We start from the raw sequence: 24,311 nt of genomic DNA, 5'->3' as shown, positions 1-24,311 counted from the left end.
GGGACGCGTGGCGGGCCGGGATCGGCCCGTCTTCGCCCGAGCTGGCCCCCTAGGGAGCGCCGCCCCGACGGGACCGAAGGGCTCAGCGGCGACGGACGGCGGCCACCACGTTGGGGACCGGCCAGGGCTCGTGGTTATCGGCCTGCGGCAGGTGCTCGAATCCGCCCACCCACTCGTGCTCGCCCCCGCCGCCGCGCACGTAGAGCTGAGCCTCGGGGCCGCCCTCGACGTACATCGCCTGGCGCAGGTCGATCGGGAGCGCGAGGAGCGCGTTCACGAGGTCGTAGACGGGCCAGGGTGTCCGCGCGTGGATGAAGAGGACGCGCCCCTTCCCGTCCATGCCGATCGCCGCCGCCGAGAAGCGCCGCTGCGACGGGGCCCACACGTTCCGCCGGTCGCAGGAGACGAGCCGGATCGATTGCACGAGGGTCCCATACGCCTTCGCGACCGTCTCGAGGTCGTCGCAGTCGCGATCGATGAGCCGGACCGGCGCGGCGCCGCGCTCGAGGGGGTCGAAGGCCAGCACCGAGCGGTCCCTCGAGACGCGCCGCTGGTTCACGTGCTGCCGCGTGCGCATGAGCGAGACGCTCGTGCGGTAGTCCTGCTGGTACATGCTCGCGTTGATGGCGGCGGCCGCCCCGGCGCGCGCCGCCCAGGCGCGAGCGCTGCGCAGGCTGCCCTCGCCGGGCGCGGAGGCGTTGAGCAGCCTGAGCTCGAAGCGCGCGGGGTCGATGCGCACGATCGCGATGGGCTGCGCGCGGCCCTCGGCGGCCGGGCCGGCGAACTGGCCGAGCTCGAGCCCGGGCTGGAGCACCCCGAAGCCCCCCGGCGCCGCGTGGCCGGCGCGGGGAGCGGGCGGCGCAGGCGGCGGCCCCGGCGCGCGCGCGGGCGGCGACGAGAGCGAGAGGAGCAGGGCGGCGACCGCCGCCGGGAGGCGCATCGGTCCATTGTCGGGCCCGTCCGTGACGGTGACAAGACCGGCGGGAGTGCGAGATTTCCGCCATGCCCCATCCCCTCGCCGGCAAGCCCGCCCCGAAGGACCTGCTCGTCGACGTCGCGGACCTCCTGCGCCGCTACGTCTCGGAGCGGCCCGACCCCGCCAATCCCGCCGAGCGCGTCGCCTTCGGAACCTCCGGCCACCGCGGCTCGTCCCTGCGCAGGAGCTTCAACGAGGCCCACATCCTCGCCGTGGCGCAGGCCGTGTGCGAGCACCGCGCCCGCGCGGGCGTGACCGGGCCGCTCTTCCTCGGGCGCGACACGCACGCGCTCTCCGAGCCCGCGGAGCGCACGGCGCTGGAGGTGCTCGCCGCGAACGGCGTGGAGGTGGTGATCTCCGAGGGCGGCGCTCCCGTCCCGACGCCGGTCATCTCGCACGCGATCCTCGGCCACAACCGCGGGCGGACGGAGGGGCTCGCCGACGGGATCGTGATCACCCCCTCCCACAACCCGCCCGAGGACGGCGGCATCAAGTACAACCCACCCGACGGCGGGCCGGCCGACACGGCGGTCACCGCGGCCATCGAGGCGCGCGCGAACGCGCTCCTCGAGGCCGGGAACGCCGGGGTGAAGCGGCTCGGCTACGAGGCCGCGCGCCGCGCCGCGAGCGTGCACGTGCGCGACTACGTGCGGCCCTACGTCGAGGAGCTCCGCGCGGCGCTCGACCTCGACGGCGCCCGCGGCCTGCCCCTGCACGTCGGCGTCGACCCGCTGGGCGGCTCGAACGCGCACTACTGGAGCGTGATCGCGGCGGAGTACGGCCTCGACCTCACGGTGGTGAACCCGGTGGTGGATCCGACCTTCGGCTTCATGCCGCTCGACCACGACGGCAAGATCCGGATGGACTGCTCGTCGCCGTTCGCGATGGCGAACCTGGTCGCCATGAAGGACCGGTTCGACCTCGCCTTCGGGAACGACGCCGACTCCGACCGGCACGGCATCGTCACGCCCGCGTCCGGGCTCATGAACCCGAACCACTACCTCGCGGTCGCGATCGACTACCTCTTCCGGAACCGCCCGGCCTGGAGCCCCGCCGCCGGGATCGGGAAGACCCTCGTCTCGTCCGCGCTCATCGACCGCGTCGCGGCGCGGCTCCGGCGGCGCCTCGTGGAGGTGCCCGTCGGGTTCAAGTGGTTCGTGCCGGGGCTCCTCGACGGCTCCATCGGCTTCGGCGGCGAGGAGAGCGCGGGGGCGTCGTTCCTCCGCCGCGACGGCACGACCTGGACGACGGACAAGGACGGGATCGTGATGGACCTCCTCGCGGTGGAGATGAGCGCCCGCACCGGCAGGGACCCCGGAGAGCTCTACCAGGCCCTCGCGGCGGATCTCGGCGCGCCGGTCTACGCGCGCGTGGACGCCGCCGCGACCCCCGCGGAGAAGGCGATCCTGAAGAAGCTCGCCCCGGAGTCGGTGAAGGCGCGGACGCTCGCCGGCGAGCCCATCGTGGCGCGGCTCACGCGCGCGCCCGGGAACGGGGCGGAGATCGGCGGGCTCAAGGTGGTCGCCGAGAACGGCTGGTTCGCGGCGCGCCCGTCCGGCACCGAGGACGTCTACAAGATCTACGCGGAGAGCTTCCGGGACGAGGCGCACCTCGCGCGCATCCTCGAGGAGGCGAGGGCGATCGTCGCGGCGGCGCTCACGAGCGCCTGAAACTCAGGGCTCCGCCGTCGCGGTGGCCCCCTGGGAGGTTCGACCCGCTCGCGGTTCGCGACTGGGTGATCGCCGTTCACCCGGCGGCGAGCTCGGGCCTGGCCACGACGAGGAAGGCGCCCTCCGGCGCGGCGCGCACCTCGTACGCCGCCGCGAACCCCTCCGCCGGCTCCGGCGCCTCGAGCCGCCTGGCGGTGGCGAAGATCGCGACCTTCGGCACCTGCGCCTTCCCGCTGCGCCCCGCGTTCCGCGCGAGCGAGGCGCGCACGTCCGGCGGGAACCAGTACAGCACCGGCCGCAGGCCGAGCGCGCGCGCGAGCTCCACCAGGACGGCGCGATCCTCGCGGCGCGGGTTCGTGTCGTCCACGACGACGGGCAGCCCCGCCGCCGCCGCGGCGTGCACGAGCTCGCGCTGCCTGCGGCGCTTGTCGCGGGCGCTCGGGAAGAGGTCCTTCGACACGTGAGCGTGGGTCGCCGAGAAGCGGGCGCGGAAGAAGCTCGACTTGCCCGCCCCCTGCAGGCCGGCGAGGACGACGAGGGCCGGTCGATCCATGCGCCTCCCCGCGCGCCACGAGAGGAGCGGCTGCACGCGCGCCGCCCTCCGGTCATAATCGGCGCGAACCCTCTCCGCGAGGTGACGCATGCACGTCCTCGTCGCAGGCTGCGGCTGGCTCGGGACGGCGCTCGCGCGCCGCCTCGTCGAGCGAGGCGATCGCGTGACCGGGATCCGCCGCGACCCTGCCCGCGCAGAGGCGCTGCGCGCGCTCGGGGTGGAGCCGCTCGCGGTCGACCTCGCCGCCGGCGGTGCCGCGGCGCGGCTCCCGGAGGTGGACGCGATCGTCGCCTGCCAGGCCGCCGGCGCGGACGGCGTGGAGGCGTACCGGGCGGCGTACGTCGAGGCGAACCGCGCCCTCCTCGCCGCCGCCGCGCGGGGAGGCGCGCGCGCCTTCGTCTACACCGGCTCCACGGGCGTGTTCGGCCAGCGCGACGGGTCGGACGTCGACGAGGGGTCGCCGCCCGCGCCCGCGAGCGCGAGCGCGGAGGTGCTCGTGGAGGCGGAGGCGCTCGTGCGCGGCGCGTCCACCGGTGCGCTGCGGACGGCGGTGGTCCGCCTCTCCGGACTCTACGGCCCGGGCCGGGCTGGAATCGTCGACCGGGTGCGCACGGGGCGGCTCGCGCTCGGGCCGGGTGACGACGCGTGGATGAACTTCTGCCACCGCGAGGACGCGATCTCGTTCGTCCTCGCGGCGCTGGAGCGCACCGCTCCCGGGACCGTCTACCACGGCAGCGACGCCGAGCCCACCCGGCGCCGCGAGGTCGTGGCGTGGATCTGCGGCCGGCTCGGGATCGCGCCGTCCGTCTCGGCGGCCCCGGCCGGCGGCCCGAGCCGCCGCATCCACTCGCAGCGCACGCGCGCCGCGCTCGGCGTCTCGCTCGCCTATCCCTCGTTTCGTGACGGCCTCGCGCCCCTCCTCGGCGGGGGCTAGCGCCCGCCAGGCGGCCGAGCGGCTCAGCGCGCCGCGGGCCGGCGGGGGAGCGCGGCGGCCACGGCGACGGCCGCCGCCGCGAGGTCTGGCTCGGGACGCATGTCCTCCGGCCGCCCCTCGAAGCAGCGGCGCCCCAGCAGCCGCTCCGGCGTGTCCGAGAAGCGCGGAACGAGGTGCAGGTGGAAGTGCCGGAGCACGTCACCGATGGCGAAGGCGTAGACGTGCTCCGCGCCGAGGGCCTCGCGCTGTGCGGCCATGACGCGCGCGACGAGCGGCCCCAGCGCGGCGAGCTCGTCCTCGGGCAGGTCGTACCAGGCGCGGGCGTGACGCTCGCTCGTCAGGACGAGCCAGCCTCGGAGCGGCGACGGGTCCGCGAGGGCGTGCAGGACGAAGCCTCCCTCGCGCCGCAGGAGGCCGCCGGGAACCCGATGAAGGCCGCGCGAGATCGCGCAACCGATGCACTGTGCGTCAACCATCGGGCCTCCGTGGCGCTTCGTCGCAGGGCCCGCGGACCCCCGATGCGTACACTTACAGCGAATACCGGTTGGAGTGAGCCCGTCAGCGGCACAGCGTGGAAAGCGCCGTTATACCGGAGGCACCATCGATTCGCGCATCGGTTCGTCCCGATCGGGGCTTCCGTCCTCGTGGGGTAGCCCCCAAGTTGCGCGCTTTCGAACGACTTTTTCCGCACGGGCCCCGGCCCGGGAATCGACCGGCCGCATGCCTGTTCCGAACGAGACCAGGAGCACCCAGGTGGAAACCAATCCGAACCCGACCCCGCTCACCCAGCTCATCCGCTCCGAGACGACCGTGGCCGGTCACCGGAATCTCTACTGCCTGCACTACGACGCTTGCCTCGACGTCGCGGTGAGGCTCGACTGGGACAGCTGGTCCTGCGAGAAGTGCCCTCTGTTCAAGCTGCACGAGGAGCCTCGCTCGTTCGCAGGGATGTTCGCGAACGACCGGCGCGGCGGCGGCCAGCCACACTGAAGCGGCGCGCACCCCGCCTGGGTCCGTGAGGGGCGCGCGGCAGCGCGCCCCGGCTCGGCTGACCCGGGGTGACGTGCGCGCGCTGGCGCGGGGGGCGGCTCGCCCGTAGGATCCGCGCCCCATGAGACTCCTCCCGTTCGTCCCACTCTTCTCAGCGTGTCTCCTCGCCGGCGCCCCCGCGCAGGCGGCTGCCCCTGCCGCGACCGACACGCGCGCCGTGGTCGTCGCGCCCGCGACGCCCGGGAAGCCCACCGCCGCCGAGGCGAGGGCCTTCGTCGACGGCGTCAACTCCGAGCTGAAGCGGCTCTGGATCCGCTCCTCGACGGCCGACTGGATCAAGGCCACCTACATCACCGACGACACCGAGCGGAACGCCGCGGCCCTCAACGAGGACGTGATGGCCTACCTGTCCGGCGCGATCGCGGCGTCGGTCCGATTCGACGGCCTCGACGTGGACGCGGACACCGCGCGGATGCTGCACCTGCTCAAGGTCGCCACCCCGCTGCCCGCGCCCAGCGATCCGGCGCGCCGCCGGGAGCTCGCCGAGATCGCCGCCAAGCTCGAGGGCATCTACGGCAAGGGCAAGTGGTGCGGCACGCCCGCGCCCGGCAAGCCGGCGCCGCGCTGCCACGACCTGCAGGAGCTCGAGGAGGTCCTCGCGAAGAGCCACAGCTACCCCGAGCTGCTCGACGCCTGGACCGGCTGGCACACGATCTCCCGCGAGATGCGGCCGCTCTACACGCGCCTCGTCGCGCTCGGCAACGAGGGCTCGAAGGAGATCGGCTTCCGCGATCTCGGCGACCTGTGGCGCGCCGACTACGACATGCCGCCCGCGGAGTTCGAGGCGGACGTCGACCGGCTCTGGGCGGAGGTGAAGCCCCTCTACGACGACCTGCACTGCTTCGTCCGCGCCCGGCTCCAGAAGCTCTACGGGAAGGAGAGGGTCCCCGACGGCAAGCCCATCCCGGCGCACCTGCTCGGCAACATGTGGGCGCAGGACTGGTCGAACCTCTACCCGCTCGTCGAGCCGTACAAGGGCGCGGGGAGCCTCGACGTGGACGCGGCGCTGAAGCGCCAGAGGTACGATCCGACCCGGATGGTGAAGCTCGGCGAGGCGTTCTTCAGCTCGCTCGGCCTCGATCCGCTCCCGGCCACGTTCTGGCAGCGCTCGCAGCTCGTGAAGCCGAAGGACCGCGAGGTGGTGTGCCACGCGAGCGCGTGGGACGTGACCTACGACGCCGACCTGCGCGTCAAGATGTGCATCCGGCCGACGGAGGAGGATCTCGTCACGATCCATCACGAGCTCGGACACAACTACTACCAGCGCGCGTACGTGCACCTGCCGGTGCTCTACCAGGACAGCGCCAACGACGGGTTCCACGAGGCGCTCGGCGACGCGATCGCGCTCTCGGTGACGCCCGGCTACCTGAAGCAGGTGGGCCTCGTCCCGGCGGTCGCGAAGGACGACCACGGCGTCATCAACTTCCAGATGAAGAAGGCCCTGGAGAAGGTCTCGTTCCTGCCGTTCGGCCGCCTCATCGACCAGTGGCGCTGGGACGTGTTCAGCGGGAAGGTCGCGCCGGACCGCTACAACGCCGCGTGGTGGGAGCTGCGCCGCAAGTTCCAGGGCGTCGACGCCCCCGTGGCGCGGACCGAGGACGACTTCGACCCGGGCGCGAAGTACCACGTCCCGGCGAACGTGCCGTACACGCGCTACTTCCTCGCCCACGTGTACCAGTTCCAGTTCCACAAGGCGCTCTGCGAGGCCGCCGGGTGGAAGGGCCCCCTGCACCAGTGCTCGATCTACGGCTCGAAGGACGCGGGGAAGCGGCTCCAGGCGATGATGGAGCTCGGCGCGTCGAAGCCGTGGCCGGAGGCGATGGCCGCCCTGACCGGCTCGAGGAAGGCCGACGCGTCCGCACTGCTCGAGTACTTCGCGCCGCTGCGCGCGTGGCTGCGCGCGCAGAACGCGGGCCAGAAGTGCGGCTGGTGAGCGCGCGCCGCTCGAAGGCTCTCGCGCAGGAAAGCGCCCCGGCGGCTCATGGCCGCCGGGGCGCCGTCTTCTCTACGGGCTCGCTCGTCCGCGTCAGACGTCGCGGTCGAGGTCACGGGTCGGGTCGCGCTCGTCCTCGCGCTTGACCTTCTCCTTGAGGTCGCCGACGCCCTGGCGGATCTGGCCCTTCTTCTCCTCCAGCCAGCCCTCGCCCTGCGTCGAGCGGTCCTTCGTGGCGCCGCCGATCCGCTGCTTCACGTCGCCCTTGATCTCCTCGATCTTGCCCTTGATCTGGTCCTTGTTCATCGTTCCCTCCCTTTGGACTTCAACGTAGGGCGCGGGTCCGATGGCGGCCCGCGCGAGGGCCCGCGGCGGGGGCGAGGGAGCGGGCGCGCGGCGCGGAGCCAGACCCGGCGGCGCCCTGGATCCGGGCTCGCGGAGCGCGTCCTCCGGGCGGGCGCGCGTCAGGGCTGCGGGGCGGCGGCGGAGCGGTCGGGCGCGACGCCGCCCGGGGTCGAGGCGCGGCGCCGTCCGAGGCCGGCCCGGAGCCGCTCCATCCAGACGTAGAACACCGGCGTCACGTAGAGCGTGAGGAACTGCGAGAAGACGAGCCCGCCGACGACGGCGAGGCCGAGCGGCTGGCGCGACTCCGCGCCTGCGCCCAGCCCGAACGCGATGGGCAGGGTGCCCATGAGCGCGGCCATCGAGGTCATCATGATCGGCCGGAACCGCACGAGCGACGCCTCGTGGATGGCGTCGCGCGGCGACTTCCCCGTGCGCTGCGCCTCGATCGCGAAGTCGACCATCATGATGCCGTTCTTCTTCACCAGGCCGACGAGCATGATGATGCCGACGAAGGCGTAGATGGAGAGATCGGTGCGGAACAGGAGCAGGGTGACGAGCGCGCCGAAGCCGGCGAAGGGGAGGGCGGTGAGGATCGTGATGGGGTGCACGAAGCTCTCGTAGAGGATCCCGAGCACCACGTAGATGACGAGCACCGCCATCACGAGCAGGAGCCCGAGGCCCCGCATCGACTCCTGGAAGGCCTGCGCCGTGCCCTGGAACCGCGTGGCGACCGTCGCGGGGAGCACCTCCGCGGCGGCGCCCTCGATCCCCTGCATCGCCTCGCCGAGGGAGCGGCCGGGGGCGAGGTTGAAGCTGAGGTTCACCGCCGGGAGCTGCCCGGCGTGGTTCACCGACAGCGGGCCCACCGCGCGGCCCAGCCGCGCGACGGCGTCGAGCGGGACGAGCTTCCCGGACGCGGAGCGGACGTAGACGAGGGAGAGGGCCCCGGGATCGAGGCGGAAGCCCGGGTCGAGCTCCATCAGCACGTCGTACTGGTCCTCGGGCGCGTTGATGACGGAGACCCGGCGCGAGCCGAAGGCGGTGTAGAGCGCGTCCTCGATCGCGAGCGGCGCGATCTGGAGCGCCGCGGCGCGGTCTCGGTCTATCGCGACCGTCACGCGCGGCGACGCGAGCCGCAGGTCGGAGTTCACGTCGGCGAGCGCCGGGAGCGCGCGCATGCGGGCCTCGAGGGCCGGCGCCGCCCTGTAGAGCGCGTCGGTGTCGGCGTCCTGGAGGGTCACCGAGTAGAGGGCGCGGCCGCCGCCGCCGGCGAGCGAGATGGGGGGCGGGTTCATCGGGAACGCCCGGAGCGACGGCACCGCGCCGAGCTCCCCGCGGAGGTCGCGGATCACCTGGTCGACGTGCGCGCGCGTGCCGTCCTTGAGCTTGAGGAACACGAAGCCGCTCGAGACGCTGCGGACCGTCGAGTTCGCGTGCTCGACGGCCGGGTGGCGGGTCGCGATCTCCGCCACCTGCCGGTGCGCGCGCACCATCGCGTCCCAGCTCGTCCCCTCCGCGGGCTCGGTGTTGATGAGGAGCCGCCCCGTGTCCTCGCTCGGGAGGAAGCCCTTCGGGACCGCCTGCCAGAGCGGGATCATCAGGACGAGCACGGCCGCGGAGAAGGCGAGGACCGACCGCGGGTGCGCGAGCGACCAGGTGAGCCCGCGGTCGTAGAAGCGCAGCATCGCGTCGAACGCGCGCTCGGTGCTCCGGTAGAGGCGGCCGTGCCGCTCGGCGGCGTGCGGCTTCAGGAAGCGCGCGCACAGGAGCGGCGTCAGCGTGAGCGACACGAAGCCGGACACCAGGATCGCCGCGCCGATCGTGACCGCGAACTCCTTGAAGAGCCGTCCGACGAGCCCGCCCATGAAGAGGATCGGGAGGAACACCGCCGCGAGCGAGATCGTCATCGAGAGGATCGTGAACGCGATCTCCTTCGACCCGCGGAACGCCGCCTCCCGCGCGGCCTCGCCGCGCTCCATGTGGCGCACGATGTTCTCGAGCATGACGATGGCGTCGTCCACGACGAACCCCACCGCGAGCGTGAGCGCCATGAGCGAGAGGTTGTCGAGCGAGTAGCCCATCGCCGCCATGATCCCGAAGGTGCCGACGAGCGAGACGGGGAGGGCGAGGCTCGGGATGACCGTCGCGGGCAGGTTCCTGAGGAACAGGAAGATGACGAGGACGACGAGGACGAGCGTGAGGAGGAGCGTGAACTGCACGTCCCCGACCGAGTGGCGGATCGACTCGGAGCGATCGTAGATGACCTTGAGCTCGACGGCCGCCGGGAGCTGCTGGTTGATCGTCGGGAGCAGCTCCTGCACCTCCCGCGCGATCCGCACGGTGTTCGTGCCCGGCTGCCTGCGCACCGCGACGGTGACGCTCCGCTGGTCCTTGCCGCCCTGGACGAACCACGCCGCGACGCGGTCGTTCTCGACGCCGTCCTTCACCTCGCCGAGGTCGGCGAGGCGCACCGGCGCCCCGTCCCGGAAGGCGACCACCACCTGGCGGAAGTCGGCGGCGGTGAGGAGCCCGCCGGTCGCCTCGACGGTGTAGGCGCGGTCCCGGCCCTCGACCACGCCGGTGGGCAGGTTCGCGTTCGCGTTGCGGACGGCCGCGGTGACCTCCTCGAGGCCGAGCCCGCGAGCCTGGAGCGCGCGGGGATCGAGCTGGATCCGCACCGCGTACTTCTGCGCGCCGAAGATCGCCACCTCGGCCACCCCGGGGACGGTCGCGACCCGCTGCGCGACGAGGTCCTGCGCGTAGCGGTTCACCGCCGAGAGCGGCAGGGTGGGGGAGGTGAGCGAGAGGTAGAGGATGGGCTGGTCCGCCGGGTTCACCTTCCGGAACGTGGGCGGGTTCGGCATGTTCGACGGGAGCTGGCCGAGGCTCGCCGAGATCGCCGCCTGCACGTCGAGCGCCGCCGAGTCGATGTCCCGGTCGAGGTCGAACTCGAGCGTGATCGAGGTCGAGCTCTGGCTCGACGACGAGTTCATCGTCTTGATGCCGGCGATGTTCGAGAACTGGCGCTCGAGCGGCGTCGCGACGGACGCGGCCATCGTCTCGGGGCTCGCCCCGGGGAGCGAGGCGTTCACCGAGATGGTGGGGAAGTCCACCACGGGGAGGTCGGAGACGGGCAGGCTCCGGTAGGCGAACACGCCGAACAGCGTGAAGCTCGCCATGACGAGCGTCGTCATGACGGGCCGCCGGATGAACGGGGCGGAGAGGTTCATCGCGCCGCGCCCTTCGCGCCGCCGTCGCCGGTCCCGGGCGCGGGCCGCTCGCCGAGGAGCTCGACCGGCGCGTCCGGCCGCAGCTTGAGCTGCCCCTCGGTGACGACGAGCTCGCCCGCCGCGATCCCCTCGCCGATCACCGTCTCCGCGTCGCCCGCCTGCTGGACGACGACCGGGCGCAGCACCGCCTTGCGCTCGGCGCTCACGACGTAGGCGTAGTCGCCCTGCTGGCCGGACGCGACCGCGGACGCCGGCACCACGATGGCGCGGCTCCGCTCTGCGATGCGGAGGAACACGTCCACCACCTGGCCGGGCAAGAGCGCCTCGTCCTCGTTCTCGACGCGCGCCTTGAGCAGGATCGTGCCGGTGGCGGCGTCCACCGCGTTGTCCATGAAGGCGAGCGTCGCCTCGACGTCGGCGTCGCCGCCGGCCGGGCGCACGCGCACCGGCAGGCCGGTCACGCGGCCACGCAGCGCCGCGAGGTGGCGCTCCGGGATGGAGAACGCCGCGAAGACCGGCTTCACCTGCTCGATGGTCACGAGCGGCTCCTGCGCGCCGGAGGAGACGAGGTTCCCGGGGTGCACGAGCAGCCGCCCGGTCCGCCCCGCGGCGGGCGCGCGGAGCGTGCAGTAGGAGAGGTCGAGCGCGGCGCGGTCCACCGCGGCCTGGTCTGCGACCACCGTCGCGTCGAGCGCGGCGGCGTTCGCACGGGCCGCGTCGTGCTGCTGGCGCGTCACGTACTCCTTCTCCACGAGCTCGGCGTAGCGCTTCGCGTCGGCGCGCGCGTTCTCCGCCCGGGCCCGATCCTGCTCGAGCCTCGCCCGCGCGCCGGCGAGCGCGGCGGCGTAGGGGCGGCGGTCGAGCTCGAGGAGCAGGTCGCCCTTCTTCACCTGCTGGCCCTCGGTGAAGTGCACCGCCACGATCGGCCCGGACACCTGCGCGCGCACCGCGACGGACTGGTTCGCGACGATGCGGCCGACGGCGCGCACCTCGACGGGCACGTCCTTCTCCACCGCGCGCTCCGCGCGGACGGGGACGGGGCGTGGCCCGGCCACGCTGCGGGCGTCGCCGCGCGAGCAGCCGGCGAGGGCGCCGGCGAGGACGAGGGCCGCGGCGGTGGAGGCGGTGCGAGGGGTCATGGTGTTCCTTCGAGCGCGGGCGGCGCGACCTGCGGGTCGGACGGCGCGGGGGCCGCGGGCGCCGCGGCGGGGAGATCGAGGCGGCCGCTCGCGCGCGTGAGCTGGGCGAGCGCGACGAGATAGTCGGAGCGCGCGCGCACGTTCTCGGCCTGGGCGGTCTCGAGGGCGGACTGGGCGTTCAGGAGGTCCAGGATCGAGCCGACGCCCTCCTGGTACCGGCCACGCGCCACGTCGGAGGACGCGCGGGCGGAGGCGAGGAGGTCGCGGGAGGTCTCGAGCCGGCGCCCCGCGCTGCTGAGGCCCTGGTAGCTCGTCCAGACGTCGAGCGCGACCCGCTGCCCGGCGGCGTCGGCGCGCGCCCGCGCGGCGTCGGCCGTGGCGCGCGCGGCGAGCGCGTCGTAGGCGGGGCCGAGCCCCTCGAACATCGGGACGCGGAGGACGAGGCCCGCGGACCACGAGGTGGTCGGGTCGAGCCCCTCGGGCGCGAGGTAGTGGGTGCGCCCGGCGCTCGCCTGGAACGAGAGCGTCGGCCAGGCGGCGCGGGAGGCCGCCCGGGCGCGGGCATCGGCCGCGTCGGCCAGGGCGCGCGCCCGGGCGACGTCCGGGTTGCGGGCCGCAGCCAGCGCGAGGAGCTCGTCCACCGTGGGCCGCGCCCGCGCCGTATCCACCTCCGCGGGCAGCGCGCCGACCTCGAGCTCGGCGGTGGGGGAGAGACCCGCCAGCGTGGCGAGCGCGCCGCGGAGGGCGAGCGCCTGGCCCTCCGCCTGCTGCAGCACGAGCTGCACCTGCGAGAGCGCCGTCCGCGCCTGCAGCACGTCGGCGATGGTGGCGAGCCCCGCCTGGCGCCGGGCCTCCGCGGCGGCGAGGCTCGTCTCCGCCTGACGGACGGAGGTCTTCTCCGCCTCGGCGAGGGCGCGCGCGCCGAGGTACTGGAAGTACGTCTGCTGCACCTGCAGCACGAGATCGGCCACCGCCGCGTGCTCGGCGAGCCGCGCCGCCACGAGGAGCCGGTCGGCCGCGTCGACGAGCGCGCCCCGCGCGCCGAGATCGAGGAGCAGCCAGGTGAGGCTCGCGCTCGCGCCCGCGGTCGTGCTCGTCGAGGACGCGCGGTTGGGGCCGCCGCCCGAGCGCTGGCGCAGGAGCGAGGCCGTCGCCTCGAGCGAGGGCCAGTACAGGCTGCGCTGCGAGCCGGCCTGGGCGGCCGCGGCGCGCGCGTCGTGCCACGTGGCCCGGGTCGCCGGCTCGCGCGCGAGCGCGAGGTCGACGAGGTCGGCGAGCGAGCGCGGCGCGGGGACGGGCTCCGGCGCCTGCGGCTGTGGCTGGGGAGGCGCGGCCGGCGCGGGCGCGCCCACCTCGCGAGCGACGTCGCGCGGCGGCGCCGTCCGGCTCGAGACGTAGAGTGAGGGCGAGACCGTGCCGCACGCGCCGAGCAGGGCGAGGGCGGACGCGGCGACGGCGGCCCCACGGACCGCGCTGCTGGAGGGCGTAGGAGGGGGCATCGGCAGCCCCTGTTGTGGAGGAGATGAACCCGCCCGTCAACGGGCTCGACGACCCGCGCGCCGCCCTCAGGACTCTCCGCGCAGGATCGGTTCGAGACGGCCCTCGCGGTCGAGCGCGTCGAGGTCCGAGAACCCGCCCAGCGAGCGTTCGCCCACGAAGACCTGCGGCACCGTCATCTGGCCGCTCTTCTCGACGAGCCAGGTGCGCAGCGCGTCATCGCCCTCCACGCTCACCTCCTCGTACGCGACGCCCTTGCTCGAGAGGAGCGCCTTGGCGCGAACGCAGTAGGGGCAGTTCCGCTTCGTGTAGACGGTCACCTGGGGTGCGGTCATGTCATCTTCATAATCCGATCGGTCCCTCTCCGGCTCGCGAACGACCGAGCCTCGGGCGCCGCCGGGCGCCACCGCGGTGGCGGCGAGGCCGCCCGCGGGGGCGCAGGGGACACGGCGAAGACCTCGAGCCGTCGCTTCAGCGAACGAGGCGCGAGCGGGGCGCGGCGCCGGCCGGCTCGAAGGCGGGCCCGCGGACGGTCTGCGCGAGCGCGCGCAGGCGCCGGATCCGCTCCTCGGCGGGCGGGTGGGTCGAGAACAGGCGCGAGAGCCCGCCCGTCAGCGCGCCGAACGGGTTCACGATGAAAAGGCTCGCCGTGGCGGGGGTGGCGGCGCTCGGGAGCTGCTCCGCCGCCCGGTGGAGCTTCTCCAGCGCGCCGGCGAGGGCGAGCGGATCCCCGGCGAGGCGCGCCCCGGTCTCGTCGGCGAGGTACTCGCGCGAGCGCGAGATGCCGAGCTGGACGAGCGTCGCGCCGATGGGCGCGAGGAGCGCGAGCGCGAGCCCGCCTGCGGGGGAGCCGCCCTCCTCGTCCTGGCTCCCGCCCCCGAACATGCCGGTGAACGCGAGCGCGTTCGCGAGGTGCGAGACGGCGGTCGCGAGCCCCGCGGCCACGCTCGCCACGAGGATGTCGCGGTTCGCCACGTGCGCGAGCTCGTGCGCGAGCACGCCGCGCAGCTCGCGCTCGTCGAGGATCTCCACGATCCCGCGCGTCACCGCCACGACGGCGTGCTTCGGGTCGCGGCCCGTGGCGAACGCGTTCGCGTGCGGGTCGTCCATGAAGAACACCCGCGGCTTCGGGATCCCCGCGCGCCCGGCGAGCTCCGCGACGATCCCGTGCAGCCGGGGCGCCTCGGCCTCGGGCAGCTCGCGGGCGCGGTGCATCCTGAGGACGATCCGGTCGGAGAAGAAGTAGCTGACGAGGTTCATGGCGACCGCGAGCGCGGTGAACAGCCAGAACGCGTTCGGGCCGAGGCTCGCGCCGACGCCGACGAGGATCGCGGAGAGGGCGCCGAGCAAGAGGACGGTCTTGAACTGGTTCATCATGGCAATGCCTCCGGGCAGCGCGGCATTGATGCCGCCCGCGGCATTCCCAGTCCATTTCAAAATGTCGGCGCGAGACTGCGGAAAAGCCTGGGGTAGCGCCGCCGGCTCACGCCGCGGCCCCGAACAGCGCGTCGCGCGCGGCCTCGGCGATCGCGACCACGGCGGGGTGGCGCAGGCGGCGCTCGACGGTGATGGCGTAGAAGGTCTCGCGCACCTCGTCCGCGCGGCCGACGACCTGCACGCCGTGCTCGGAGCGGATCTCCTCCTCGAGCACTCGCGGCGCCGCGAACACGCCGAGCCCGCGCTCGCCGAAAGCCATCATGAGCGCGCTGTCATCGAACTCGCCCGCGAGCTCGGGACGAACGCCGAGCCCGTCGAGCCAGCCGTCCAGCGCACGGCGGAGCGCCGTCCCCGGCGACGGCAGGAGCGAGGGCGCGCCCTGCAGCGAGCGCGGGAAGCCCTTGCGAAGGCCCGCGTGGCGCGCCGCCGCGAAGAACGACGTGCCGCAGTCGCCCAGGCGGTGGTTGAAGGCCTTCACCTTCACCTCCTCGGAGGCGGGCACGTCGGCGATCACGACGTCGAGCTCGTGCAGGGCGAGCGCGGCGAGGAGCTGCGGCAGCGGCCCCTCCCGGCAGACGAGCGTCAGGTCCGGGTGCGCGTCCACCGCCGGCTGGAGCAGGAGGGCCGCCATGCGCTTCGGGATGACGTCCACCACGCCCGCGACGAGCCGGAGCCGCTGGCCGGTCGGAAGGCCCTTCACCGCGCGCTGCAGCTCGCTCCCGGTCCGGAAGATGTCGTCCGCGTAGCGGAGGACCGTGCGGCCGACGTCCGTGAGGACGAGCCGCCGCCCCTGCCGCTCGAGCAGCTTCACGCCCAGGCTCCCCTCGAGCGTCTTCAGCTGGTTCGAGATGGTGGGCTGCGCGAGCCGCAGCTCCTGGCTCGCCTTGGCGATGCTGCCCGCGCGGGCCACGGTCCAGAAGTAGAAGAGGTGATGGTAGTTGAGCCACTCCATGGTGAGGGAAAGTCTAACGGACACCGTGAAACTTTCTCATCCTGAGCGGGGCTGAGCCGTCTATTGAAGAGGCGGGGCCGCGCGACGGCGGCACGGGAGACCAGCGGATGATCGAGAGCGTAGGCACCCCCGGCCTGTGGGCGGGGTTCGTCGTGTTCGTGCTGGTGATGCTCGCGCTCGATCTCGGCGTCTTCAACCGCAAGGACCACGTCGTCTCGACGCGCGAGGCGCTCCGCTGGACCGCGGTGTGGATCGGCCTCGCCCTCGCCTTCGACGGCCTCGTCTGGTGGCGGTTCGGGTCCGGGCCGGCGATCGAGTTCCTGACCGGCTACCTCATCGAGAAGTCGCTCTCCGTCGACAACCTCTTCGTCTTCGTCATCATCTTCGGGACGTTCGCGATCCCCGCGGCCTACCAGCACCGCGTGCTGTTCTGGGGCATCCTCACCGCGCTCGTCCTGCGCGCGCTCATGATCGTGGGCGGGAGCGCGCTCCTCGCGCGCTTCCACTGGCTCATCTACGTGTTCGGCGCGTTCCTGCTCGCCACCGGCGTGCGGCTGTTCTTCCACAAGGGCGAGGAGCACCACCACCCGGAGCGGAGCTGGGCCTTCCAGGTCCTCCGCAAGGTCATCCCGTCGACGCACCGCATCGAGGGGCACGCCTTCTTCCTCCGCGAGGCCGGCCGGCTCGTGGCGACGCCGCTGTTCCTCGCGCTCGCGCTCATCGAGATCTCCGACGTGGTGTTCGCGCTCGACTCCATCCCCGCGATCTTCGGCGTGACGCTCGACCCCTTCATCGTCTTCACGTCCAACATCTTCGCGATCATGGGGCTCCGCTCGCTCTACTTCGCGGTCGCGCAGCTCCTGAACCGCTTCGAGTACCTGTCCGCCGGGCTCGCGGCGGTGCTCGTCTTCATCGGGGCGAAGATGCTCGCGTCGCGCTGGGTCCACGTGCACGCGCTCGTCTCGCTCGCGGTGGTGGTGGCGCTCCTCGGCGGGGCCGTGATCTTCTCGCTCGTGAAGACGCGCCGGGCCGGCGCGCCCGCCGCGGCGCGCGCGTCGTCCGGGACGTGACGGGGCGTCGGCGTCGAGCGCGCGGCGCTCAAGTCCCCGCGCTGACGCGGCGGTACAGCGTGCCCGGCACGAGCGACAGGAGCAGCATCGCGGCCGCAACGGCGAGGTCGTTCCAGCGCGCGGCCGGCGAGCGCTGCGGCAGGACCAGCGCGGCGACGACGAGCCAGGCGGACAGCGCCGTGTTCGCGAAGCGCGCCTTCGCCCGCGTCATCCCCAGGACCGCGAAGATGGCGGCGAGGAGCCCGACCGCCCACGCGTTCGTGAACGAGGGCGTGGTGCGGGGGAACGCGAAGGCCGAGAAGAACAGCCAGAGCGCGAGCATCAGGTTGAGCGTCCGGGCGGGCATTCGGACCTCCTCGCGCTGAAGATGCTCCGGCTCTTCCTCGCCGGCCCGCCCTCCCGCCCGGTGCGCGCGCGCGGTCCCTGCCGCCTGCCCGCTCGCGCACCCGGCGGCCCGCGCGCGGCGTCGCTCAGTCGAAGACGACCGTCTTGTTGCCGTGGACGATGATCCGGTCCTCGCAGTGCCACCGCACGGCGCGCGCGAGGACGCGGCGCTCGAGGTCGCGGCCGAGCCGCTTCAGATCGTCGACCGAGTGCCGGTGCGTCACGCGCCCGACGTCCTGCTCGATGATCGGGCCGGCGTCGAGCTCGGCCGTGACGTAGTGCGCGGTGGCGCCGACGATCTTCACTCCGCGCTCGTGCGCCTGCCGGTAGGGGTCCGCGCCCACGAACGCCGGGAGGAACGAGTGGTGGATGTTGATCATGCGGTTCGGCCAGCGCGAGACGAGCTCGGGTGAGACGATCTGCATGTAGCGCGCGAGGACGACGAGGTCGGCGCGCCCGTCGACGAGCGCGCCCAGCCGAGCCTCCGCCTCGGCGCGGATGTCGCGCGAGTTCGGCACGTGCTCGAACGGGACGCCGAACGCCTCGACGGCGGGGCGCAGATCCGGGTGGTTCGAGACGACGAGCGAGACCTCGCCGCCGAGCTCGCCGCGCTTCCAGGTCCAGAGGAGCTCGAGCAGCGCGTGGTCGTGCTTCGAGACGAGGACCGCGATGCGCTTTCGCCGGGAGGAGAGGGTGAGGCGCCAGTCCATCGCGAACGGGCGCGCGACGTCGAGGGCGAACGCCCGCTCGAGATCCTCCGGCGGGAGGTCCAGCCGGTCCGTCTGGAACTCGAGCCGCGTGAAGTAGACGCCGCCGTCCTCCTCGGCGGTGTGCTGATCGAAGTCGGTGATGTTCGCCCCGTGGCGGAAGAGGAAGCTCGAGATCGCGGCGACGATCCCGGGGCGGTCGGGGCACTGGACGAGGAGGATGGCGCGAGGGTGGGTCACGGGACCGGGCAAACTAGCAAAAAAGCGGGGCTGGACGCGCGCGACCAGCGCTCGCACGCGCGTCCAGCCCGGCCCCCTCCCGTGGAAACCCCTGGGTGCCGCAGGCCATTGCGACCCCCGTGCCATCCGGGCGCGAGGGAGAACCCTGCAATCTCCATGGGTTCCGCCGCGGGCTGGGGCGTCGGCTGCGTTGCGCTGGGGCAATTGACGCAGCGCTGGGGAGGGCGGCCCAGGGTGCGACCGGAGGCCGCATGGACAGCCGCATCGTTCGCCGCGCCCGAGTCTCGTGCCGCCCGCGCGAGGGTTCGCCGCGCGCCGGAGGATGGCGGCTCGACGACTCTGCCCGCACGTTCGAAAGGTGCGACAATACAGCGCAATCCACCCCCAAAGATTGCGCGCCGGAAAGCAACGGTGTTGATGTGGGACAAGGCTATCGTCCCAGGCGCGGGCGTATCGGTGGGCGAGCGTCGCGACGGAGGTCTTCCGGGAGGGGGAGGATGTCCAGGGCCGCAGGGCACCCGGCCGAGAGCACGCCGCCGACAGGCGAGCGGGGGCCCGCGGAGCGCCCTGCGCCGCCCTCCGACGACGCCCGCGCCCTCGAGCGGCTCGCGCGCGCGATCGCGCCGCGCTCGGTCGGCGACCTCGGCTTCGACATTCCCTGGCAGCAGCGGCTCTCGACCCGGTTCTTCACGATGATCGCCGTCGTCGCCCTGGGCGTCGTCGCCGCGTTCTTCTTCGCCGAGGTGGCGGTGCAGCGTCACCTGCTGTCGCAGGTCGTCGCGGAGTCCGATCTCCTCAGCCACACCATCCGCAACGCGCTCCACCGCGCCATGCTCCAGGACCGCCGGGGCGACGCCTACCTCATCATGCAGGACATCGGGCGCCAGCCCGGCATCGAGATGGTGCGCATGATGGACGCAGAGGGGCGGATCACCTACTCGACGGAGCGGGTGGAGATCGGCCGCAGCGTCGATCGCAACGCGGAGGCGTGCTCCGGGTGCCACGCCGCCGACGAGCCGCTCCACCGGGTGGACCTCAAGGAGCGGAGCCGCGTCTTCACCCCGAACGGCCACCGCGTCCTCGGGATCATCACCCCCATCTACAACGAGGCGTCCTGCTCCACCGCCGCCTGCCACGCGCACCCGGCCGAGCGGAAGGTGCTCGGCGTCCTCGACGTCGGGGTGTCGCTGTCGCGCCTCGACGAGGAGACCGCCGGGTTCCGCTGGCGCACGCTCGCGGCCGCGGCCGCCGCCGCCGCGCTCCTCGGCCTGTTCGTCTGGTTCTTCACGGGCCAGCACCTGATGCGCCCCGTCGCGGCGCTCGTCCAGGCGACCCGCCGGGTCGCCCGCGACCAGCTCGAGCTCGAGATCCCCGTCACCTGGAGCGGGGAGCTCGGCCTCCTCGGCGCGTCGTTCAACGAGATGACGCGGTCCCTGCGCAAGGCGAAGGGCGACCTCGACGCGCTCATGCACAGCCTGGAGCGGCAGGTGCAGGAGCGGACGGCGGCGCTCCGCTCGGCGCAGGATCAGCTCGTCCGGAACGAGAAGCTCTCCTCCCTCGGCAAGCTCTCCGCCTCGATCGCGCACGAGATCAACAACCCGCTCGCCGGCATCCTCACCTTCGCGAAGCTCATCGTGCGGACGCTCGAGGCGGGCGTCCCGGACGAGTCGACGCGCCGCGCGCTCATCAAGCACCTCCTCCTCGTCGAGCGCGAGACCGAGCGCTGCAGCGCCATCGTCCGCAACCTGCTCGACTTCGCGCGCGAGCGGCCGCTGGCCGTGAAGGACGTGAACGTGAACGACGTCGTGGAGGAGGCCCTGCAGCTGCTCGCGAACCAGATCCACATCCAGGGCATCACGCTCGAGAAGCGCCTCGCCGAGGTGCCCGTGGTCGCCGCCGACTTCGGCCAGCTCCGCCAGGCGTGCGTGAACGTCATCATGAACGCGTGCGAGGCGATGGGGCGCAGCGGCCGGCTCGAGATCGAGAGCGCGCTCGTGGAGGGCGGCCGGTGGGTGGAGCTCTCGTTCGCCGACACCGGCCCCGGCATCGCGCCCGAGCACCTCTCCAAGATCTTCGACCCGTTCTTCACGACGAAGGAGCGCGGCACGGGGCTCGGGCTCTCCGTCGTCTACGGCATCGTCGAGCGGCACGGCGGCAAGGTCGAGCTCACGAGCGAGGTGGGGAAGGGGACTCGCATCGCGCTGCGGATCCCGCCGCGCCCCGCGGAGGACGCGGCCGCGCCGGTCGTGCCGGCGGGAGGGGCGGGGTGAGCGCGCGTGGACGGCGAGGGGCGGCGTCCTCCGCGGGCTCCGGGAACCTGAATGCTCTCGATCTTCGTCTGGTGGATCGGTGAGGGAGAGGTCGATCGCGAGCTGATGGAGCACGTCCGCGTCCACCTCGCCGCCGCCTTCGGCCGCCCCGTCTTCCTCTGGGAGTCCCCGGAGCGGCCGCGCCACGCCTACGACGAGAAGCGCAAGCAGCACCGGACGACGCCGATCCTGAGCTGGCTCGGCGAGTCCGGGCCGGGCTCCGGGAAGGTGCTCGGCATCACCGACGGCGACCTGTTCATCCCCATCCTCACCTACGTCTTCGGCGAGGCCCAGCTCGGCGGCGGCGCGGCGGTGGTGTCGCTGAAGCGGCTCGTCGAGCCCGGCCCCGGCGGGCGGGCGCTGCTCGCCCTGCGGCTCGCCAAGGAGGCGGTGCACGAGGTCGGGCACGCCTTCGGCCTCGTCCACTGCGGACACGAGCGCTGCGTCATGTCGCGCTCGCCCGCGGTCCGCGAGGTGGACGCGAAGGGCGTCGATCTCTGCCCCGAGTGCCGCAGCCACCTGGACGACGTCTCCGAAGGAGCGTGAAGCCATGGCGAACGAGAGGACCCGCATCCTGGTGGTGGACGACGAGGAGATCGTCCGGGAGTCGCTCGGCGGCTGGCTCGAGAAGGACGGCTACACCGTCGGGACGATGCCCGAGGGCCGCTCGGCGATCGAGGCGCTCAAGAGAGAGCGCTGGTCCATCATGATCGTCGATCTGAAGATGCCGGGGATGGACGGCCTCCAGGTGCTCGAGGAGGCGAAGAAGCTCCAGCCGGACGTCGCCGTCGTGATCATGACGGCCTACGCCACGGTCGACACCGCCGTGAGCGCGATGAAGATGGGCGCCTACGACTACCTCGTGAAGCCGTTCGATCCCGAGGAGCTGTCGCTCATGATGCAGAAGATCGTCTCCCAGCAGTCGCTCGTGCGGGAGAACGCGGTGCTGCGCCAGGCGCTCCGGCAGGAGTACCGCTTCCGCGACCTGCTCTCGAAGAGCCCGGCCATGCAGTCCGTGTTCGAGCTCGCCCGCACCGCCGCGCGCTCGAACTCGACGATCCTCGTCCTCGGCGAGTCCGGCAGCGGCAAGGAGGTGCTCGCCCGGGCCATCCACGCCGAGAGCCCGCGGACGGAGGGACCGTTCGTGGCGGTCTCCTGCGCGGCGCTGACCGAGAGCCTGCTCGAGTCGGAGCTGTTCGGTCACGAGAAGGGGGCGTTCACCGGCGCCATCTCGCGGCGAAAGGGGAAGTTCGAGGCGGCGCACGGCGGCACCCTGTTCCTCGACGAGGTGGGCGACATCGGTCCGAAGCTGCAGCTCGATCTGCTGCGCGTGCTCGAGGAGCGCCGCTTCCATCGCGTGGGCGGCAACGAGCCCATCGAGGTGGACGTCCGGATCGTGGCGGCGACGAACCGCGACCTGCGCCGCGCGGCCCGCGAGGGCAAGTTCCGCGAGGACCTGTTCTACCGCCTGAACGTCATCCCGATCCTCATCCCGCCGCTGCGCGAGCGGCGGGAGGACATCCCGCTCCTCGTCGAGAACTTCGTCGAGCGGCTCTCGGTGGAGATGAAGCGGCGGATCGAGGGGCTCACGCCCGAGGCGATGAGCGCCCTCATGGCGCACGACTGGCCGGGCAACGTGCGCGAGCTCCGGAACGTGCTCGAGCGCGGCGCCGTCGTCGCCTCGGGGCCCGTCATCCAGCTCTCCGATCTCGGGCTCCCCACCAAGCTCGACGCGCCGCCCCGGCACGGGACGCTCGCGTCGCTCGAGGAGGTCGAGCGGCGGCACGTCGCGGCGATGCTGGCGCACACCAACGGGAACGTGAGCCAGTCGGCCCGCATCCTCGGGATCGACCGCGTGACCCTCTACAACAAGATGAAGAAGTGGGGGCTCCGCAGGGACGGCGAGGAGGCGGAGCTCGCGCCAGGAAGCGAGCCGAGCGCGGGCGGGTAGGCGCCCGCTCGCGAGCCTTCGGCGCTCGGTCGCCCCCCCGCGGCTCGGCAGCAGGTGGGTTTGACACCCCGGGCGGTCAGCGGCGATTCTCCCGCCGCCGTGAGAGGTCCATCGGAGGCGAAGATCGCCGGGCCCGCGATCGACGCGTGCGCACCCGAGCAGCGCGCGCTGCCGCCGCTCGCTTCGCTCGCTCGCGCGCACGGCCCCGCGCTCGCGGCTGCCGCCGTCGGCATCGCCTGGTTCGCTTCGAAGGTGGGGCTCGCGGTCGCCCACCCCTCCCACGTCGGCTGGCTGATGTCGGGCGACTGGAGCGCGAACTACATGGGCTGGCTGTTCTTCCGGTCCGCGCCCATCTCCCTGCCGCTCGGGGCCAACCCCTTCTACCCGTTCCCGGTCGGCTCGACGCTGGGCTTCACCGACTCGATCCCGCTCGTCGCGATCCTCCTGAGGCCCTGGGCGTCATTCCTCCCGCGGGACTTCCAGTACGTCGGCGCGTGGCTCCTCCTGGCCTTCGCGCTGCAGGGTTACGTCGGCGCGAAGCTCGTGAAGCTCGCGACGCCGCACCCGGCTGCGCAGGCGCTCGGGGGCGCGCTGTTCGCGCTGTCGCCGCCGCTGCTCAATCGCCTCGGCCACGCGAGCCTGTCCGCCCACTGGATCGTCCTCGTCGCGCTCTGGCTCGCGCTCGCGTCGGTCGAGCCCCGGCGGGTGCGTGGACGCATCGTGGCCGTCCTGCTGCTCGTCTTCCTCTGCGCGGGCGTGCACCCGTACTTCGTGGTGATGACCGCGGCATTGGCGGCCGCGCTCGTCGTGCGGCTCGTGGCCGTGGAGCGCCTCGGCGGGTCCGCGCTGCTCCTCGGCGGCCTCTCCGGCATCGCGGTCGCGGCCGCCGCCGGGCTCCTCCTCTTCGGATTCTTCGGGAGTGGCGTGCGCTCCGAGGCGCCAGGGTTCGGGTTCTTCTCCGCCGATCTCGCCACGCTCGTGAACCCGATGGGCTGGTCACGCGTGCTCGGGAGCCTCCCGGTCCAGGGCGGACAGTACGAAGGCTTCGGCTACCTCGGCGCGGGCGCGCTCCTCCTCGTGCTCCTCGGGATCGGCCTCACCCTCGCGCTGCGTGGGACACGGCCCTCGCCCGGCGCGCTCGCGCGGTCGGCGCCGATCGGGGCGGTCACGCTGCTCCTCTTCGTCTTCGCGCTCTCGGACGCGATCACCTTCGCGGGAGAGCGCATCCTGACGGTCCGGCTGTACGCGCTCGTTCCCCAGCTGGGGAGCACGTTCAGGTCCTCTGGCCGGTTCGTCTGGCCGCTCCATTACCTCATCGTCCTGGCTGCGATCGCGGCGGTCGCGACCGCGCTGCGGACGCGACCACGTGCGCTCGTGGGCGCACTGGCAGTCGCCTTCGCGGTGCAGGCTGCGGACGTGAATCCTCCCGTTCCGCTGCAGCTCGGGACCGAGCCGTGGCGTCCCCCGGGTTCCGAGGTATGGGAGCTCGCGCGCGGCGGGTACCAGCACCTCGCGATGTACCCGCCCTATCTCAACGCGGGCGGGGAGCCCGTGGCGGAGGACGCGTGCGGACCGCCCGTCTGGCCGCCTGACGCGCAGCTCGGTCTCGCGCACGTCGCGTACAGGCTCGGGCTCACGTTCAACGGGGCGTACGCTGCGCGCCTCGATCCGGATCGCGCCGGGGCCTACTGCCGGGAGCTCTACGGCGCCGTCTCCGGGGCGCGGCTGGATCCTGCGACGATCTACGTGGTCCGTCCGCAAGAGGTCGAGGCGTTCCGTCGCGCGCACGGGATCTGCGGTCGAGTCGACGGGGCCCCTGTCTGCGTCAGCGGCGAACGGGAGCCTGGCGACCCGTTCGCGCGAGCGGTGCGAATGAACCCGCTCCCCTGACGTGGCAGCGCGCGCGCGACGAACGGTCGCGCGCGTCCGGTCGC

General features: G+C 73.2%; 21 protein-coding genes. 9 read left to right on the top strand and 12 right to left on the bottom strand.

Going from position 1 to position 24,311, the window contains the following annotated elements:
* Positions 1–82: 82 nt before the first annotated feature.
* On the bottom strand, positions 83–940 hold the full coding sequence (locus tag MLV88_RS00655) for a phosphodiester glycosidase family protein (RefSeq protein ID WP_243336559.1): 858 nt from the start codon (positions 938–940) through the stop codon (positions 83–85).
* Between the two features lie 62 nt (positions 941–1,002).
* On the opposite strand from MLV88_RS00655, the gene pgm reads away from it, so the two are divergent.
* Positions 1,003–2,646 carry a phosphoglucomutase (alpha-D-glucose-1,6-bisphosphate-dependent) gene (pgm, locus tag MLV88_RS00650; protein WP_242352529.1) on the top strand — a complete coding sequence of 548 codons (1,644 nt, stop codon included), beginning with the start codon at positions 1,003–1,005 and terminating at the stop codon, positions 2,644–2,646.
* Between the two features lie 76 nt (positions 2,647–2,722).
* Here the strand turns inward: pgm and MLV88_RS00645 are convergent, their stop codons facing one another.
* Positions 2,723–3,289 carry an AAA family ATPase gene (locus MLV88_RS00645; RefSeq protein WP_243336558.1) on the bottom strand — a complete coding sequence of 189 codons (567 nt, stop codon included), beginning with the start codon at positions 3,287–3,289 and terminating at the stop codon, positions 2,723–2,725.
* Here MLV88_RS00645 and MLV88_RS00640 point away from each other — a divergent pair.
* Entirely contained in the window at positions 3,288–4,133 is an 846-nt protein-coding gene (locus MLV88_RS00640; RefSeq protein ID WP_242352525.1) for an NAD-dependent epimerase/dehydratase family protein, read from the top strand. The genes MLV88_RS00645 and MLV88_RS00640 overlap by 2 nt on opposite strands.
* 23 nt (positions 4,134–4,156) lie before the next feature.
* Here MLV88_RS00640 and MLV88_RS00635 read toward each other — a convergent pair whose 3' ends face one another.
* Positions 4,157–4,609: an HIT family protein gene (locus tag MLV88_RS00635; protein ID WP_242337929.1), complete on the bottom strand. Its 453-nt coding sequence runs from the start codon at positions 4,607–4,609 to the stop codon at positions 4,157–4,159.
* 277 nt (positions 4,610–4,886) lie between these two features.
* Here MLV88_RS00635 and MLV88_RS00630 point away from each other — a divergent pair, with 277 nt between their 5' ends.
* Positions 4,887–5,123, top strand: a complete 237-nt coding sequence (locus tag MLV88_RS00630; RefSeq protein WP_242337927.1) for a hypothetical protein — start codon at positions 4,887–4,889, stop codon at positions 5,121–5,123.
* Between the two features lie 121 nt (positions 5,124–5,244).
* Positions 5,245–7,116 carry a M2 family metallopeptidase gene (locus MLV88_RS00625; RefSeq protein WP_242352524.1) on the top strand — a complete coding sequence of 624 codons (1,872 nt, stop codon included), beginning with the start codon at positions 5,245–5,247 and terminating at the stop codon, positions 7,114–7,116.
* A gap of 93 nt (positions 7,117–7,209) precedes the next feature.
* Here MLV88_RS00625 and MLV88_RS00620 read toward each other — a convergent pair whose 3' ends face one another.
* From MLV88_RS00620 to nhaR, 7 genes are all read right to left on the bottom strand, one after another.
* On the bottom strand, positions 7,210–7,422 hold the full coding sequence (locus MLV88_RS00620) for a CsbD family protein (protein WP_242337923.1): 213 nt from the start codon (positions 7,420–7,422) through the stop codon (positions 7,210–7,212).
* 158 nt (positions 7,423–7,580) lie between these two features.
* Entirely contained in the window at positions 7,581–10,691 is a 3,111-nt protein-coding gene (locus MLV88_RS00615) for an efflux RND transporter permease subunit (RefSeq protein WP_242352522.1), read from the bottom strand.
* The gene (locus tag MLV88_RS00610; RefSeq protein WP_242337919.1) at positions 10,688–11,830 is read right to left on the bottom strand and encodes an efflux RND transporter periplasmic adaptor subunit; all 1,143 of its coding nucleotides are present in this window, start codon (positions 11,828–11,830) and stop codon (positions 10,688–10,690) included. The genes MLV88_RS00615 and MLV88_RS00610 overlap by 4 nt, the downstream gene beginning before the upstream one ends.
* Positions 11,827–13,329, bottom strand: coding sequence for a TolC family protein (locus tag MLV88_RS00605; protein WP_242352520.1), 1,503 nt, complete (start codon positions 13,327–13,329; stop codon positions 11,827–11,829). The genes MLV88_RS00610 and MLV88_RS00605 overlap by 4 nt, the downstream gene beginning before the upstream one ends.
* Before the next feature lie 66 nt (positions 13,330–13,395).
* A complete protein-coding gene (gene grxC, locus MLV88_RS00600; protein ID WP_242352518.1) occupies positions 13,396–13,662 on the bottom strand; it encodes a glutaredoxin 3 in 267 nt (88 codons plus the stop codon).
* 136 nt (positions 13,663–13,798) lie between these two features.
* Positions 13,799–14,704, bottom strand: coding sequence for a zinc metalloprotease HtpX (locus MLV88_RS00595; protein ID WP_242352516.1), 906 nt, complete (start codon positions 14,702–14,704; stop codon positions 13,799–13,801).
* A 106-nt stretch (positions 14,705–14,810) separates the two neighbouring features.
* Entirely contained in the window at positions 14,811–15,716 is a 906-nt protein-coding gene (gene nhaR, locus MLV88_RS00590) for a transcriptional activator NhaR (protein ID WP_242352539.1), read from the bottom strand.
* Positions 15,717–15,823: 107 nt separating this feature from the next.
* On the opposite strand from nhaR, the gene MLV88_RS00585 reads away from it, so the two are divergent.
* Positions 15,824–16,786: a TerC family protein gene (locus MLV88_RS00585; protein ID WP_242352514.1), complete on the top strand. Its 963-nt coding sequence runs from the start codon at positions 15,824–15,826 to the stop codon at positions 16,784–16,786.
* Positions 16,787–16,814: 28 nt separating this feature from the next.
* On the opposite strand, the gene MLV88_RS00580 is transcribed toward MLV88_RS00585, so the two are convergent.
* On the bottom strand, positions 16,815–17,132 hold the full coding sequence (locus MLV88_RS00580) for an SPW repeat domain-containing protein (protein WP_242337909.1): 318 nt from the start codon (positions 17,130–17,132) through the stop codon (positions 16,815–16,817).
* 124 nt (positions 17,133–17,256) lie between these two features.
* Positions 17,257–18,117, bottom strand: a complete 861-nt coding sequence (purU, locus tag MLV88_RS00575) for a formyltetrahydrofolate deformylase (RefSeq protein WP_242337907.1) — start codon at positions 18,115–18,117, stop codon at positions 17,257–17,259.
* 497 nt (positions 18,118–18,614) lie between these two features.
* On the opposite strand from purU, the gene MLV88_RS00570 reads away from it, so the two are divergent.
* The 4 genes from MLV88_RS00570 (at position 18,615) to MLV88_RS00555 (ending at position 24,267) form a co-directional block, all read left to right on the top strand.
* A complete protein-coding gene (locus tag MLV88_RS00570; protein ID WP_242352512.1) occupies positions 18,615–20,387 on the top strand; it encodes a sensor histidine kinase in 1,773 nt (590 codons plus the stop codon).
* Between the two features lie 51 nt (positions 20,388–20,438).
* Entirely contained in the window at positions 20,439–20,972 is a 534-nt protein-coding gene (locus MLV88_RS00565) for an archaemetzincin family Zn-dependent metalloprotease (RefSeq protein WP_242352510.1), read from the top strand.
* Between the two features lie 4 nt (positions 20,973–20,976).
* Positions 20,977–22,377 (top strand): sigma-54-dependent transcriptional regulator, encoded by a 1,401-nt coding sequence (locus MLV88_RS00560; RefSeq protein WP_242352508.1) that lies wholly within the window; start codon positions 20,977–20,979, stop codon positions 22,375–22,377.
* A 99-nt stretch (positions 22,378–22,476) separates the two neighbouring features.
* The gene (locus tag MLV88_RS00555; protein WP_242352506.1) at positions 22,477–24,267 is read left to right on the top strand and encodes a DUF6311 domain-containing protein; all 1,791 of its coding nucleotides are present in this window, start codon (positions 22,477–22,479) and stop codon (positions 24,265–24,267) included.
* Positions 24,268–24,311: the final 44 nt, after the last annotated feature.

The organism is Anaeromyxobacter soli, assembly GCF_022808855.1.
In the GTDB taxonomy this organism is placed as follows: Bacteria; Myxococcota; Myxococcia; order Myxococcales; family Anaeromyxobacteraceae; genus Anaeromyxobacter; species Anaeromyxobacter soli.
This window is presented reverse-complemented; position numbering and strand designations above follow the sequence as displayed.